Consider the following 16,409-nt stretch of genomic DNA (forward strand, 5'->3'; position numbering starts at 1 on the left):
GATTATTAGACTTTAATTTTAAATTTCAATTCATAACTTATAACTCAAAACTCATAACTCTTTTTAAAACGCCTTCAAACTTAAATCCATGTTGTAAACGGAGTGTGTCAAAGCGCCGGATGAAATATAATTCACCCCACATAACGCATATTCACGGATGGTTTTTTCGTTGATATTTCCGGAAGATTCCGTCTGACATTTAGTACCGATTAATTGTACGGCAGTTTTGGTATCTTCGTAATTGAAATTGTCAATCAGGATTCTGTGAACACCATCGCTGAGCAAAATTTCACGTATTTCATCTAAATTCCTGGCTTCCACAATAATTTTCAAATCTAAATTATTGGATTTCAAATATTCCTTAGTTTTCTTTATGGCAAGTGTAATTCCGCCTGCAAAATCAATATGATTGTCTTTTAGCATCACCATATCATAAAGTGCAAAACGATGATTTTCACCTCCGCCTATTTTCACCGCCCATTTTTCAGCAGCCCTGAAATTTGGAGTCGTTTTACGTGTATCCAGTATTTTGGCACCGGTTCCTTCTAAAAGCTGAACATATTGGTTTGTTTTAGTTGCAATGGCAGACATACGCTGCATTGTATTCAGAACGACTCTTTCTGCTTTCAGAATAGATTGGGAGCTGCCAGAAACTTCAAAAACAACCTCACCATATTCTACGTGTGTACCGTCTTCTATAAATGTTTTAATTTTTAAAGCAGGATCTACATATTCAAAAACCATTTTTGCAAGCGTAACACCTGCAATAATTCCCTGATCTTTTACCAATAATTTAGCCTGACCGTGCGCTGATTCCGGAATACAAGCCAACGAACTGTAATCGCCCGTACCAACATCTTCCCTGATGGCATTGCTGATCAATAGTTGTAATTCAGTTTGAAATTGTAATTCGCTAATCATTTTTTAAAATTTTATGAGATGCTAAAGTAGGACATATTTTGTGGATTTGAAAATTGAACTCAAATGAAAAGTTTTTTTAACACATCAAATACTTCTTTTTTTTAACCGATAAGAGATTTCGTTTTCTGTCCGATAAAGCTTCATTTTCCTATTTCCAAATCGTTTAAATTTTTTCTTTTTTGTTGACTGTGAATTAAGAACATTAAATATCTTTGAAGTTCATTCAAACAAAATCATGGGATTAATTAAAGATATTTATTCGGTTACTTTTTACGAAAAATTGGGTCAGGCTGTAGCCGAAGTACATCCTGCATTTAATAAACAAAAATTCATCGCTACTATTTATGAAGGTGATTTTGCCCAAAAAGAATGGAAAGACCGCATGAAACATACCACAGTAGTTTTCCATCAATTCATGCCTGAAAACTTTCCGGAAGCCGTTTCTTTAATCGATAAAATCATTGAAAATCTAAAAAATAAATTTACGGAGGGAAATCTGGCGTTTATTTTCTTTGCTGATTATATAGAAATGTACGGTCTGGACGATTTCAAAACTTCGGTAAAAGCCTTTGTTTCCATTACGCAGTTTATCAGCTGTGAATTTGCCGTCCGTCCTTTCATTTTAAAATATAAAGAAAAAATGATCGAAGAAATGATAAAATGGTCGCTGCACCAAAACCATCACGTACGAAGACTGGCCAGTGAAGGAAGCCGTCCGAGATTACCGTGGGCAATGGCAATTCCGTACTTAAAAAAAGATCCCGACTATATTCTGCCCATCCTGGAAAATCTTAAAAATGATCCATCAGAATATGTGCGCCGAAGCGTTGCCAATAACCTGAATGATATTGCCAAAGACAATCCTCAGACCGTTCTGGAAATTGCCCAAAAATGGAAAGGTTTGAGTAAAGAAACAGACGGAATTATCAAACATGGCTGCAGAACTTTACTTAAACAGGGACATCCTGAAATTCTGAGTCATTATGGCTTAGAAAGTTCGAATATTGAACTTTCTGCTTTTGAAATCAAAACGCCCATTGTAAAAACCGGGGACGCTTTACAGTTTCAATTTCATTTAAAAAACCTCAACAAGGAACCTAAAACAGTTCGTTTGGAGTATGCTGTTTATTACAAAAAAGCAAAAGGGCATCTGGCGAAAAAAGTCTTCAAGATAAGCGAGAAAACCTATCAGCCGCACCAATTGGTAAAAGTTGAAAGGAATCAGTCGTTCCGGATCATTACTACCCGTGTTTTTCATACCGGAATTCATGAATTATCGATTATTATAAATGGAACAGAAAGCGAAACTTTGCGTTTTGAACTGATTTAACTTTACAAAAATCTGATCTATTAAATAACAGGATTATAATTTTGCCCTAAAACATTTATCCTTATCTTTACCTCCGTGAAATGGATTAACATCATATTATCAGTTTATTTAATCGTGCTATCGTCTTTGCCGTGCGCAGATTCCCTACAAAGTGAGGGCATTGTGCATACCAACGAAACGGTATCGCAAACTGACAGTACCTCTCACGAAAAGGAATCAGATCTTTGTCCTCCTTTTTGTACCTGCAGCTGTTGTGCTGCGCAAGTACTCAATACAACTCCGGTGATTACGTGGTCTTTTGATGAAAGTATTCCTCTCATTAAAAAACCATTATCGTCTTACCATTCCATTCTTACTTCCAATTTCTACGGAAGTATCTGGCAACCGCCTCAGATCGTATAATGATGCCCCGATAATTTCGGGTCAGGATGTTGTGGACTTACCACAAAAAAACAGGCGTATTCCGTCTGATTTCTCATTCATTATATTCAAAAAATGCTCGATAAAATTATACAATTCAGTATAAAGAATAAATTCATTATACTTTTACTTACCCTGATTCTTATCGCCTGGGGAAGTTATTCGCTTAAAAATTTACCGTTAGACGCTCTTCCTGATATTACCAACAATCAGGTACAAATTATAACGACTGCTCCAACACTGGCGAGTCAGGAAGTAGAACAGTTAATAACATATCCGCTGGAACAGGCCGTAAAAACAATTCCAAAAGTCATAGAACTCCGAAGTATTTCCCGTTTTGGCTTATCGGTCGTAACTGTTGTTTTTGAAGAAAATGCAGATACGTACTGGGCCCGTGAACAAGTTTTTCAGCGGTTAAAACAAGCAGAGGAAAACATTCCAAAATATGCCGGGACACCGGAATTAGCTCCAATTACAACCGGTTTAGGTGAAATCTACCAATACGATGTGTATGCCAAAAAAGGCTATGAAAACAAATACAATGCCACCAGTTTAAGAACCATTCAGGACTGGATCATTGTGCCTCAGTTACAGGGTGTGAAAGGTGTTGCTGAAGTAAGTACCTGGGGAGGAAGTGTCAAACAATACGAAATTGCCGTCGATCCCAACCGCTTAAACAGTTCCGGAGTAACCATCACAGAAATCTTTGATGCTCTCGAAAAAAACAACCAGAACACCGGCGGGGCTTATATCGAAAAAGATGAATTTGCTTATTTCATCCGTGGTGTCGGTATGGCTTCCGGAATTAAGGATATTGGCAATATTGTGGTTAAAAACCGAAACGACACCCCTATTTTAATTCGTGATGTCGCCACCGTTCAGCCCGGAAACGCCATTCGTTTCGGGGCAACCACCAAAGATGGAAAAGGGGAAATCGTGGGCGGCTTAACGCTAATGCTCAAAGGAGAAAATTCGAAAGCCGTTGTTGAACGTGTGAAAGAAAAAATGATTCAGATCAACAAAATGTTACCCGAAGGTGTTGTGGCCGAAGCCTTTATTGACAGAAGCAAACTGGTTGATAATGCCATTGGAACGGTTACCAAAAACCTGCTTGAAGGGGCTTTAATCGTAATTTTTGTCCTGATTTTATTTCTCGGAAATCTTCGCGCTGGGTTAATTGTCGCCTCTGTCATTCCGCTGGCCATGCTTTTTGCGGTGATTTTAATGAATGCCTTTGGCGTAAGCGGAAACTTAATGAGCCTGGGTGCCATTGATTTCGGAATCATTGTGGATGGTGCGGTAATTATCGTGGAAGCTACGATGCATCATATGCAAAGGCTAAAAAGGAAAACCAGATTAACACAGCCTGAAATGGATGAAGAAGTATATGCTTCAGCATCCAAGATACGGAATAGTGCTGCCTTTGGAGAAATCATTATCTTAATCGTCTACCTCCCTATTTTGGCTCTGGTTGGAACCGAAGGAAAGATGTTTAAACCTATGGCTATGACGGTTGGCTTTGCGGTAATTGGTGCTTTTATTCTTTCGCTCACCTACATCCCGATGATGAGTGCTTTATTTTTATCTAAAAATCCGGAACATAAAACCAATTTGAGTGATCGAATGATGGCTTGGCTGGAAAAAATATACACTCCGTTTTTAGAAAAATCATTACGCTTTAAAAAGATAGTTTTAGGAATTGCTTTGTCTTTGTTTGTTTTCGCTATTGTTATTTTTCAAAATATGGGAGGCGAATTTATTCCAACCATTGAAGAAGGGGATTTGTCTATCAATGCCACCATCATGACCGGGAGTTCTTTATCTCAAATGATCAAAACAACAACCCAGTATGAAAAAATGCTGAAGGCCAAATTTCCGGAAATTCAAACCATTGTTACTAAGATCGGAAGCGGGGAAATTCCAACCGATCCGATGCCAATAGAAAGCGGCGATTTGATTATTGTCCTCAAAGACAAAAAAGAATGGACGAGCGCTGATAACTGGGAAGATCTGGCGCATCTGATGAAAGCCGAAATGGAAAAAATCCCGGGTGCCAATATTGAAGTTTCGCAGCCCATCCAGATGCGTTTTAACGAATTAATGACAGGCAGCCGAAGTGATATTGCGATTAAAATATTTGGCGATAATCTGGACGTTCTCGAAAGAAAGGCCAATGAACTGATTCAGAAAATCAATACAATTGAAGGCGTTGGCGATTTAAAAGCCGACAAAGTAACCGGATTGCCTCAGATTACCATAAAGTACGATTACGATAAAATTGCACTGTATGGTTTAAACATAGAAGATTTAAATAAAATCATACGCTCCTCATTTGCGGGAGAAGCGGCGGGCAAAATCTATGAAGAAAACAAACGATTTGATATTGTCGTCCGCATGAATAAGGAAAACCGAAATGATATTAATGATGTCAGTAATTTGTTTATTCCGCTACCCAATGGGCAGCAGGTACCTCTTTCGCAGGTGGCAACTATTGACTATGAGCAGGGTCCCGTGCAGGTAAGCCGTGAAGATGGCAAACGCCGGATCACCATCGGATTAAATGTTCGCGGACGTGATGTAAAAAGTGTTGTGGAGGAAATTCAGCAAAAACTGGACAAAAAATTCGAGCTTCCCGCAGGCTATTATGTTACATACGGAGGTCAGTTTGAAAATCTTATCGAAGCCAACAAACGGCTTTCTATTGCTTTGCCTATTGCCCTGAGCTTAATTTTGGTGCTGCTTTATTTCACTTTCAAAAGCATCAAACAGGCAGCATTAATTTTTACCGCAATTCCACTTTCAGCTATTGGAGGTGTATTTGCTTTGTGGCTGCGCGGCATGCCTTTTAGTATCTCGGCCGGAATTGGTTTTATTGCGCTGTTCGGAATCGCAGTTCTTAACGGAATTGTTTTGATTTCGTATTTCAATCAGTTAAAATCGGAAGGAATTGACAATGCCTTACAACGCGTTTTAATTGGAACAAAAACAAGATTACGCCCTGTTTTGATGACTGCGGCTGTAGCCTCTTTGGGTTTCCTGCCGATGGCTTTATCCACAAGCGGTGGTGCCGAAGTTCAGAAACCATTGGCTACTGTTGTCATTGGCGGCTTATTTTCAGCAACCCTCCTGACACTGATTGTTTTGCCTATACTCTACTTATTGTCCGAAAAAAGAATTAAAATCAAATCAAAAATGATAAAACCTATAGTAACACTTATGCTATTAGTTATAAGCAGTTTCTCATTCGCCCAAAATAAGCAGTCCGTTACATTAGAAAAAGCTATCGAAATGGCGAAATTCAATAATCTCAATTTAAAAATTGCCGATAAGGAAATAGAGAAACAAACGATACTTAAAAAGACCGCTTTTCAGGCAGATCCTTTGCAGGTACAATATCAGGGCGGACAGTTTAATAGTGTTGATTATGACAGTAATGTTTCTGTACAGCAATATTTCCCCGTTGGAAAAATCACCAGAGCCAATCGGCAATTACAGGAAGAACTGGTCAAACTGGCCGAAAAAAGAAAAGCCATGTCTGAATATGAAATTGAAAAGGCGGTTACATTAGCCTATTATCAATATCTCCACGGACTTTCTATTCAAAAACTAAACACCGAATTACTGGATGTTTACGCTTTGTTTTTAAAAAATGCAGAGCTTCGTTTTAAGACTGGCGAAAGTGGAAATATTGAAGTCATTAGTGCAAAGGCAAAAGTGAAGGAAATTGAAACCCAAAAAGAGCAATTAGAATATGATCTCACTATTTATCAAAAACAGCTGCAATATTTTGTTCAAACCAGGGAAAACATAGTTCCCGATGCTGCCAATTCTTTGCAATTTACGATACTAACGGATTCCAATAAATCGAAGGTAGAAAACTTAGTGGCAGACTATCATCAGCAGCAAATTTCGGTTTATCAGAAAGAAGCCAATGTGTATAAAGCACAACGAACTCCTAAAGTAGGCTTGGGTTACTTTGCACAAACCATTGATACCAAATCCTTGTTTCAGGGATTTACGGCAGGTTTGCAGATTCCGTTATTTGGCGGCGTGAATACGGCAAAGGCGAAAGCTGCAGCCATAAACATTACACAATCAGAATTGGAATTAGAGAAAGACAAATTCTCGCTGGAGTTACAAATGCAGGAATTGCAAAATGAATTTGAAAAACAACAAAAAGGATTGTCTTATTATCAAAAAGAAGGTTTACAATATGCGGAGCAAATTATTACAACAGCCCAGAAAAGCTACGCCAATGGAGATATGAGCTATTGGACGTATATCAGTTTTTTAAATCAGGCCATTGACATAAAAAAACAATATGCCGAAACAATGCATACGTACAATCAAAGCGCCATTCGATTACAATTTCCTTCCATTTCTACTAACTAATCTTCATTATCCATGAAAAATATAAAAAATACAAGCAACCGTTTCATCCTCCTGCTCTTCCCTGTTGCCCTTTTCCTCTTGTTTTTAACTTCCTGTAATGAAAAAAAAGCGGAAGAAATTCACGAAGAAGAAGAATCAGAAAATGAAGTAGCCTTAACCGCTGTACAGTTTAAAACAGTCGGTATTCAGTTTGGAAATGTAGAAAACCGAAACCTCAATACCATCATTAAAGCCAATGGTTATACGACGGTTCCGCCTCAAAATTCAGCCAAAATTGCGACACTGCTTGGCGGCACCGTCAAAGACATTTTAGTACTGGAAGGCACTTATGTCAACAAAGGCAAAGTACTGGCTACCATTCAAAATCTGGAAGTCGTAGAAATGCTGGAAGATTATAAATCGGCCACGGCTAATATTGAGTATTTACAATTGGAATACAACCGTCAGAAAACATTGTCTGATGAAAATGTAAATCCACGAAAAACATTTCAGGAAGTAAAAGCAAAATTAGCGGTAGAAAGGGCCAAAGCACAAGCGGCAAAAAGCAAATTACAGGCCCTTCATATCAGCCCTGGCAGCAACAGTGCCTTAATTCCGATTGTATCACCCATAAATGGCTACATCGGAAAGATTAATATTGCCAAAGGAGCATTTGCAGAAACCGGAATTCCATTATTTGAAGTCACCGATAACAGTCAGATGCACCTGGATTTAAATGTATATGAAAAAGATCTGGGTTCGATTTCAATCGGTCAGGAAGTCGATTTTATACTGACCAACCAATCCAATAAATCCATAAAAGGAAAAATATTCGGTATCAATAAATCTTTTTCCAATGAAAGCAAAACCGTTGCCGTTCACGCCAAAATAAATCCCGATGATGCCAAAGGATTAATCTCCGGAATGTACGTTTCTGCCAATATAAATCTCAATAATGCAACCGTAAAGGCGCTTCCAAAAGCTGCCATTGTAAAAAACGGTGATAAATATTTTATTTTTATTAAAGAAGACGAACAGGCCGAAAAAGAAACAAAACCCAAATCTGCAGCGGAAAACGAAGAAATACATTTTAAAGCCATTGAGGTGATTCCCGGCACCACAGATATGGGATTTACCGAAATAAAATTTGTAACTTCAATCCCTGATAATAGCAAAATTGTTACACAAGGTGCTTTTTACCTTTTATCTGCCCAAAAAGGCGGTGGAGAGCACACCCATTAATTTAAATTTATGATACATAGCGACGATACAGACTGCTGCGAAACCAAACAAAATGCAGCAGTCAAAAAAAACAAAGCTGCCAGTTGTTGCTCAACTCACGATCACGGACATGATGATCACGACGGGCATGACCATTCCATAGGAGATCAGACTACTTTTCAGCTTTTTCTCCCTGCAATAATCAGTTTTCTACTGTTGATTATTGCAATTGTTTTAGATAATTATATGCCGCAAACCTGGTTTACAGGATGGGTACGGATAATCTGGTATATAGTTGCCTATTTACCCGTTGGTTTTCCTGTATTGAAAGAAGCGCTGGAAAGTGCCAGAGAAGGATCTTTCTTTTCGGAATTTTTACTGATGAGCATTGCCACGGTCGGAGCTTTTGCTATTGGTGAATATCCCGAAGGAGTGGCCGTAATGCTTTTTTATGCCATTGGCGAAACGTTCCAGACCCTGGCAGTAACACGTGCCAAAGCCAACATCAAAACGTTATTGGACCAGCGTCCGGATGAAGTGACCATTCTTGAAAATAACCAGACCAAAATTATTAAGGCTGCAGATGCCCAGGTTGGAGCTGTCATTCAATTAAAACCCGGAGAAAAATTAGGTCTCGACGGCGAACTGCTTTCCGAAACGGCTTCCTTTAATACTGCAGCCTTAACAGGAGAAAGTAAACCGGATACTAAAAACAAAGGCGAAAGTGTTCTGGCCGGAATGATCAATCTGAATTCCGTAACCGAAATTAAAGTTACTGCTTTATACAAAGACAGTAAATTGTCTAAAATTCTCGAAATGGTTCAGGATGCTACCGCCAAAAAAGCGCCAACCGAATTATTCATCCGTAAATTTGCAAAAATATACACACCAATTGTGGTGTACTCCGCAATAGCGATTTGTTTGCTTCCCTACTTTTTTGTGGAGCATTATATTTTCAGGGACTGGCTGTATCGCGCCCTGGTGTTTTTGGTAATCTCCTGCCCTTGTGCATTAGTGATTTCTATTCCACTGGGTTATTTCGGTGGAATCGGGGCTGCAAGTAAAAACGGAATCCTGTTCAAAGGTTCGAGTTTTCTTGATATTATGGCGGCCATTCAGGTCGTTGTAATGGACAAAACCGGAACATTGACCAAAGGTGTTTTTAAAGTTCAGAAAGTTGTTGCTGTTGGGGTTTCCGAAGCAGATTTAATACAATATACGGCGGCACTCGAAACCAAATCAACGCATCCTGTCGGGACCGCTATTATCGCCTATTCGAATGGAACGGAGAAAAACAGCCTTGTTACGGCTGTTGAAGAAATTGCCGGTCATGGCCTGAAAGGTACCATTGACGGGAACGAAATTCTGGCCGGAAATACCAAATTACTGAAGAAATTCAACATTGCTTATGATTCCGAAATTGACAATACGCCTTTTACAATAGTCGTTGTTGCCATCAATCAGAAATACGCCGGTTATTTTCTCATAGCCGATGAAATCAAAGAAGATGCAAAGGATGCCATTCAAAGTTTACATCGCATACAGGTAAAAACAGTCATGCTTTCCGGAGACAAAACCGCTGTTGTAAATTCCGTTGCCAAAGCATTAAATATTGATGAAGCTTACGGCGATTTGCTGCCGGAAGATAAAGTTGCCAAAGTGACTGAACTAAAAAACAAAAACCTGAAAATTGCCTTTGTGGGCGATGGTGTGAATGACGCCCCTGTTGTCGCACTCGCACATGCCGGAATCGCGATGGGTGGTTTAGGAAGCGACGCTACTATAGAAACGGCAGATATTGTCATTCAGAACGATCAGCCAACAAAAATATATACCGCGATCAATATTGGTAAAAAAACCAAACAAATTGTATGGCAGAATATTGGCCTCGCGTTTGTCGTAAAAGCAGTTGTACTCGTTCTTGGTGCCGGCGGCCTGGCAACAATGTGGGAAGCTGTTTTTGCAGATGTCGGAGTGGCTTTACTCGCCATATTAAATGCCGTAAGGATACAACGAATGAAATTTTAATACAAAACCGAAAATTTAGCCACAGATTAAAAGATTCTCACAGATTTCTCAGATAAAGTCAAATAAAAATTCGTGAAAATTCGTGAAATTCGTGGCAACCTTTTCTAATCCGTATAATCCGCGAAATCTGTGGCTAATATAATAATAATCAGCAGCTAATAAAACACCGGACTATTAGCCAAAGATTAAAAGATTCACACAGATTTCTCAGGTAAAGTCAAATAAAAATTCGTGAAAATTCGCGAAATTCGTGGCAAACTTTAATCCGTATAATCTGCGAAATCTGTGGCAAAAAGAATAAAGAAATCTTAATCTAAATTAAGTTATAGCTTTCCACTACAACTGTAATTTTGTTTTCAACTCAAATAAACCATACCATGTCAAACATCAGCTTAATTATTGAAGAACGTGCCGCCAATATCGGCAATTTTATGGTGGGGAGATTATTGCCCTTCCGTGAAAAAAGAGCTGTCGGGCCCTTTGTATTTATTGATCATATGGGACCGGCGCATTTAAACCAGTACCAGAATATGGATGTCCCGCCCCATCCGCACATCGGACTTTCCACTTTAACTTTTTTGTTTGAAGGAAGCATCATGCACCGTGACAGTCTGGGAACGGAATTAGAAATAAAACCGGGAGCCGTAAACTGGATGACCGCAGGAAAAGGAATCGTACATTCCGAAAGAACGCCGGAATATTTAAGACATTCTGATAAAATGCTTCACGGATTACAGATCTGGGTAGCGCTACCAAAAGAATTAGAGCAAATGGATCCGAATTTTGCACATGTGGAAGCAGAGGATATTCCGCATTGGGAAGAAAACGGGGTTTCTTATAAATTAATTGCCGGAGAAGCTTTTGGAAAAAAATCACCCGTTCCGGTGTATAGTCCGTTGTATTTTATTGAAATTAAAAGCGAAACCACCCAAAAAATAAACATCGGAAAAGATTTATTTGGCGAAAGCGGATTGTATATTCTGGAAGGAAGTATCAAAAGCGGCGAACATGTTTACGATCCGAAGCAAATCCTGATTACCAACGACAGTACTTTGTGTGAGTTTGAAATTACGGCCAATTCAACCGTTTATATTTTTGGAGGAACGCCTTTCCCGGAAGAACATTTTATCTTTTGGAATTTTGTTTCTTCGGATAAAGAATTAATAGAAAAAGCAAAAAAAGACTGGACCGAACAAACTTTTCCGAAAGTTCCGGGTGAAACCGAATTTGTACCTTTACCTGAACCAAGAATTAAATAAATATGGATACTATTAAAGCAACAATCGATACCCGAAAATATCGTACCGAAATAACCTCTAAAACCGGCAATACACTTATTTCGGATGAACCGCAGGAAATAGGCGGAAAAAATTTAGGTTTTAGTCCGTTTGAACTTCTCGCTTCATCCCTGGCTTCCTGCACTTTAATTACATTGCGAATGTACATTGACCGCAAAGGCTGGGATGTTTCAGAACTTACCATCTGGGTTGATTTTGATAAAAATGAAGAACATACCGTTTCTTTGTTTTCGACGAAAATCTTAATTACCGGAAATGTAGACGATGCACAAAAACAGCGGATTTTGAAAATTGCAAACAGTTGTCCGGTTCATAAAACACTTGTAAATACAATTAAAATAGAAACTTCATTAGTATAAATAATCATGGAAATTCAACAAATAAACGATATAAAAAGAGGCCATTTTGAAGCACTTGAAGACGGAAAAGAAGCCGGAAAAATGACCTATACCTGGGCCGGGGATTCTAAATTCATCATCGATCATACGGAAGTCGACGAAGAATTCAGCGGAAAAGGGGTTGGCAAAAAACTGCTTATGGCTACCGTAGACTATGCCAGAAATAATAATCTAAAAATCATTCCGCTTTGCCCTTTTGCGAAAAGCGTTTTTGATAAGACGGAAGAAATTCGGGATGTGCTTTTTTCTTAAAGTTGCAGAGTTGCAAAGGTTCAAAGTTTTTTTTTAGCTGCTGAGGTTCTTAGTTGCTGAGGTTCTAAGGTTTTATTTTAGACGCACGTTGTGCGTCTTTTTTTTTCTTTCCAAACAACTGCCAATTTTCAATATTAAGAACGAATTAATTCTTTTGTTTTACGCCAGCGTGTCATTTCGACGAAGGAGAAATCGCACTAGCAGCTCTACAAAGATTGGCAGATTTTGATTGTGGAGTTACTAGTGCGATTTCTCCTTCGTCGAAATGACAAAAAATGCGAAAAAATTCTCTCTTTGCGGTTAAGCTCTTGCCAATTTCAAGCCGCATTTTCAAATGTCCTCAAAATCCATTACATTTGCATGTAATTTAAACCTAGACTATGACGAGGATAATTACACTTTTCTGTTTTTTTATAGCGCAAATCGGCTTTTCTCAATCAGCTGAACGCTATTTAGAAAAAATCAGAAACAATGAAGCACTCTCTACTGCTTTTTTTCAACAAATGCCCAAAGGAGGCGATTTACACCATCATTTTTCAGGATCAATTTATGCGGAACCTCTTCTGGAGAGAGCCATTGCAGCAGATTTTTATCTGAATTTAGAAACGATGGAAGTTTCCAGATCAAAACCTGCTAAAGGAAACTGGGAAACTTTTTCTACTCTTAAAAACAACGGAAAACTCGAATTCTACAAACAGCAGGTAATGCAAACCTGGTCTGCTAAAGATTACAATGGTGTATCTGTTCCTTCCGATGATTTGTTTTTTGATTCATTCAATAAGTTTTCCCCAACAATCGAAGGTCATTTTGCTGAAGGAATGCTTGAACTTAAAAAACGTGCCATTGCTGAAAATGTAAGTTATATCGAAACACAATTATCCACAATCCCATGTGATATGAATGTTTCCGATTTAGGGGAATTTAATGCTAAACTTCGTCAGGCAGCAATGCAAAAAAACGAAAAGGCAGTTCTGAAATATTTAGATGAATTGTACCAATCACTACAGCAAAAAGACGCTAAAAAATATGCCGAAGACTTCAATACCAACTTTATAGCAAAACTGCACAAAGACCTGAAAATTGACGATGACCGTTTCACCATGCGTTATCAAAACTTTGTGCTTCGCTTTATGGAACCGGTAGATTTGTTTAAAAATCTGGTGATTGCTTTTATTTCGACTAACGAAAGTAAATTGGTAGCCGGTGTCAATATCGTGTCACCCGAACATGGCGAGAATTCAATGAAAGATTACTGGTTGCATATGGTGATGTTTAAATATTGCCATTCGAAATTTTCTGATGTGAAATATACGCTGCACGCAGGAGAATTAACTTTAGGATTGGTACAGCCGGAAGATTTAACCTGGCATATTAACGACGCCATTTATGTTGCCGGAGCCAACAGAATCGGGCACGGCGTTGATATTGCCTACGAAGCAAATTCATATGATTTGTTGCGTTACATGGCAAAAAATACGATTCCGATTGAAATCAACCTGACGAGCAACGAATTCATCTTAAAAGTTAAAGAAAACAGACATCCCTTTTCACTTTATAAAGAATTCAATGTACCAATAGTCATCAGCACAGACGATGCCGGAATTTTAAGAACCAACATGACCGAACAATATGTTTTACTGGCAAAAAGATATCCTGATGTGACCTATGCAACAATCAAACAATATGTTTACAACAGTATAAACTATAGCTTTATTCAGGATGCATCGGTAAAAAAACAATTACTGAAAGATCTGGACGCAAGATTCAAAACCTTCGAAGAGAAATTTTCTAAAAACTAATAAAAATAAAATCTGCTAAATCTGCGAGAAAAAAATAGCTCCCGCAGATTTAGCAGATCAGGCAGATAGAAATAATTTGTAATATGATTCTGGAAGTCGTATTTCTTTTATAAAACCCGAATTAGTAAGTCGATTCGAAAACCGTTTTTTAGAATAAAAAATAGCGTATTTTACCACAGATTAAGGGATTTAAAGGATTTTTAATCTATGAAAATCTTTTAATCCGTGGCAAAAAAATAAAAAAAAAGATGAACATCAAACTTATCGCCATTGGCAAAACCGACAATAAATCGCTTCAAACCCTGATTGACGATTATACCAAACGTTTGTCTTTTTATATCAAATTTGATCTGGAGATTATTCTGGATATCAAAAACGTAAAGAATTTGTCGGAGAGCCAGCAAAAGGAAAAAGAAGGCGAACTGATTTTATCCAAATTAACACCAACAGATCAGTTGATTTTGCTGGATGAAAACGGGAAAAACTTATCCAGCGTTGGTTTCTCGGAAGAATTGCAAAAGAAAATGAACTCCGGAATCAAAACGCTTGTTTTTGTAATCGGCGGTCCTTACGGATTTTCAGATACGGTTTACAGCAAAGCACAGGGGAAAATTTCGCTTTCACTAATGACGTTTTCACATCAGATGGTACGTTTGTTTTTTATCGAGCAGCTGTACCGCGGATTTACGATTTTAAGGAATGAACCTTATCACCATCAATAAAAGTTTTTGTTTCAGGTTTTCTTTGTTTCAGGTTTAAAAAACGAATTCTTCTTCTTCATTTATAAAAACAAGTGGAATCTTTTTATCAATTATAGTTTTCACTAAGATTTTACATTGAATGTAATCTCCATAAGTCATGTTTTTATCATAAGAAAATTTAATTTCAGCTTTTGGATTAATTACTAAACTATCTAACAATGGCTTTAAATTATTTTTAGGAAAATCATATATTTTTCTACCGCTATATTGTATCAAACCGTTCTTTTTAAAATACAACTGACTTCTGTTATTGGCAATTTCCATTTTATAATACACTTTCGTGAACGGCAGAAAGGCTAAATTCTTTCCGACAGAATCAGCGTAGGAATAATAGTTTTCGGCTTTTTCGTTTTTATGCGCTTTCTCAGCACGCTTTTTTTCCTGAAGTTTCATTACTTCCGGAATCACCAGTTTTAAAGGCAGACGTTTGTCTATATTGAAAATCCAATTGGTTGAAATGATACTGTTTTTCCGGTTTAATTCAGCAATGGTATCTTTGCCTTTGGTTTTAAAAAAGATATAAATCGGCGAAAGATCTTCTACATTTTTAACGATACTAACATTTGATTTTGGTAATAAAACGTCTTCTTTTTTTCCACAGGAGAAAAGAAGAGCAATAAAGAGCAGAAATAAGTATTTCATATTTACAAAGTCATTTTATTAAACAAAGTCACACATTCCATTGCTTCCTTCACATCATGAACACGAAGGATTTTAGCACCTTTTGTCAAGGCAATCGTATTGATCACAGTGGTCCCGTTTAAAGCTTCCTGAGCTATAATATTCAGTGTTTTATAAATCATTGACTTTCTGGATATTCCTGCCAAAACGGGCAAATCTAACACATTAAAAAGCTCCATCTTTTGCAGCACCTCGTAATTCTGCTCCGTAGTTTTGGCGAATCCGAAACCCGGATCCAGAATTAAATCATTGATTCCAAGACTTCTGGCTTTTTTTACTTTTCCCGAAAAATAAAACAGCATCTCTTTTACAATATCTTCGTATTGCGTCATGGTTTGCATAGTCTGCGGATTTCCACGCATGTGCATCATGATGTAAGGCACATTATAATGGGCGATTACGTCAAACATTTTATCGTCTAATTCACCGGCCGTAATATCGTTTATAAGCGCAGCGCCGCTTTCTATACTTGCTTTTGCCACTTCTGCCCTGAACGTATCGACCGAAAGCAGTGCCTCAGGAAAGTGTTTTAGAATTATTTCAATAGCAGGAACAATGCGATCAATTTCTTCCTGTTCCGACACAAAATCGGCACCAGGCCTGCTGGAATAAGCTCCAATATCTAAAAATGTTGCACCTTCGGTTAAAATTTTTCCCGCACGCGTGACAATCTCATATTCATTTTTATATTTTCCGCCATCAAAAAAAGAATCCGGCGTGACATTCATAACTCCAATTACTTTAGGAGTCGATAAATCAATCAGTTGGCCTTTGCAGTTAATTAACATTTTGTTTGAAATTTTTATTTGTTTCAGGTTTCAAGTTGTCCGATATTGCAAGTTCTATTTTAAAAACTTGAAACAAAGAAAACCTTAAACTTGAAACTCTTTAATTTTATCCTTATTTTTGAAGAAATTTAAGCAAATATA

The 16,409-nt window shown here is 37.8% G+C and carries 13 protein-coding genes; 10 read left to right on the forward strand and 3 right to left on the reverse strand.

What is annotated here, in order from left to right:
* Positions 1 to 63 precede the first annotated feature (63 nt).
* Positions 64 to 921, reverse strand: coding sequence for a carboxylating nicotinate-nucleotide diphosphorylase (gene nadC / locus HAV12_RS15590; protein ID WP_171570467.1), 858 nt, complete (start codon positions 919 to 921; stop codon positions 64 to 66).
* Positions 922 to 1,156: 235 nt separating this feature from the next.
* Between nadC and HAV12_RS15595 the strand changes: the two genes are divergently transcribed.
* The 10 genes from HAV12_RS15595 (at position 1,157) to rlmH (ending at position 14,760) form a co-directional block, all read left to right on the forward strand.
* Positions 1,157 to 2,251, forward strand: coding sequence for a DNA alkylation repair protein (locus tag HAV12_RS15595; protein WP_171570468.1), 1,095 nt, complete (start codon positions 1,157 to 1,159; stop codon positions 2,249 to 2,251).
* 114 nt (positions 2,252 to 2,365) lie between these two features.
* A complete protein-coding gene (locus HAV12_RS15600; protein ID WP_370528499.1) occupies positions 2,366 to 2,653 on the forward strand; it encodes a DUF6660 family protein in 288 nt (95 codons plus the stop codon).
* A 93-nt stretch (positions 2,654 to 2,746) separates the two neighbouring features.
* A complete protein-coding gene (locus tag HAV12_RS15605; RefSeq protein WP_171570469.1) occupies positions 2,747 to 7,063 on the forward strand; it encodes a CusA/CzcA family heavy metal efflux RND transporter in 4,317 nt (1,438 codons plus the stop codon).
* A 12-nt stretch (positions 7,064 to 7,075) separates the two neighbouring features.
* Positions 7,076 to 8,284, forward strand: coding sequence for an efflux RND transporter periplasmic adaptor subunit (locus tag HAV12_RS15610; RefSeq protein ID WP_171570470.1), 1,209 nt, complete (start codon positions 7,076 to 7,078; stop codon positions 8,282 to 8,284).
* 9 nt (positions 8,285 to 8,293) lie between these two features.
* Positions 8,294 to 10,291, forward strand: a complete 1,998-nt coding sequence (locus tag HAV12_RS15615; RefSeq protein ID WP_171570471.1) for a heavy metal translocating P-type ATPase — start codon at positions 8,294 to 8,296, stop codon at positions 10,289 to 10,291.
* A 377-nt stretch (positions 10,292 to 10,668) separates the two neighbouring features.
* Positions 10,669 to 11,550, forward strand: a complete 882-nt coding sequence (locus HAV12_RS15620; protein WP_171570472.1) for a pirin family protein — start codon at positions 10,669 to 10,671, stop codon at positions 11,548 to 11,550.
* Between the two features lie 2 nt (positions 11,551 to 11,552).
* Positions 11,553 to 11,948, forward strand: a complete 396-nt coding sequence (locus HAV12_RS15625; protein ID WP_171570473.1) for an OsmC family protein — start codon at positions 11,553 to 11,555, stop codon at positions 11,946 to 11,948.
* A gap of 6 nt (positions 11,949 to 11,954) precedes the next feature.
* Positions 11,955 to 12,239, forward strand: coding sequence for a GNAT family N-acetyltransferase (locus tag HAV12_RS15630; protein WP_171570474.1), 285 nt, complete (start codon positions 11,955 to 11,957; stop codon positions 12,237 to 12,239).
* Between the two features lie 380 nt (positions 12,240 to 12,619).
* The gene (locus tag HAV12_RS15635; protein ID WP_171570475.1) at positions 12,620 to 14,038 is read left to right on the forward strand and encodes an adenosine deaminase; all 1,419 of its coding nucleotides are present in this window, start codon (positions 12,620 to 12,622) and stop codon (positions 14,036 to 14,038) included.
* A 248-nt stretch (positions 14,039 to 14,286) separates the two neighbouring features.
* Positions 14,287 to 14,760, forward strand: coding sequence for a 23S rRNA (pseudouridine(1915)-N(3))-methyltransferase RlmH (rlmH, locus tag HAV12_RS15640; RefSeq protein WP_171570476.1), 474 nt, complete (start codon positions 14,287 to 14,289; stop codon positions 14,758 to 14,760).
* 33 nt (positions 14,761 to 14,793) lie between these two features.
* Here rlmH and HAV12_RS15645 read toward each other — a convergent pair whose 3' ends face one another.
* Both HAV12_RS15645 and folP read right to left on the reverse strand, forming a co-directional pair.
* The gene (locus HAV12_RS15645) at positions 14,794 to 15,441 is read right to left on the reverse strand and encodes a hypothetical protein (RefSeq protein WP_171570477.1); all 648 of its coding nucleotides are present in this window, start codon (positions 15,439 to 15,441) and stop codon (positions 14,794 to 14,796) included.
* 2 nt (positions 15,442 to 15,443) lie between these two features.
* Positions 15,444 to 16,268: a dihydropteroate synthase gene (folP, locus tag HAV12_RS15650; RefSeq protein ID WP_171570478.1), complete on the reverse strand. Its 825-nt coding sequence runs from the start codon at positions 16,266 to 16,268 to the stop codon at positions 15,444 to 15,446.
* Between the last annotated feature and the right edge of the window lie 141 nt (positions 16,269 to 16,409).

It is taken from the genome of Flavobacterium sp. CLA17, assembly GCF_013112255.2.
Classification (GTDB): Bacteria; Bacteroidota; Bacteroidia; order Flavobacteriales; family Flavobacteriaceae; genus Flavobacterium; species Flavobacterium circumlabens.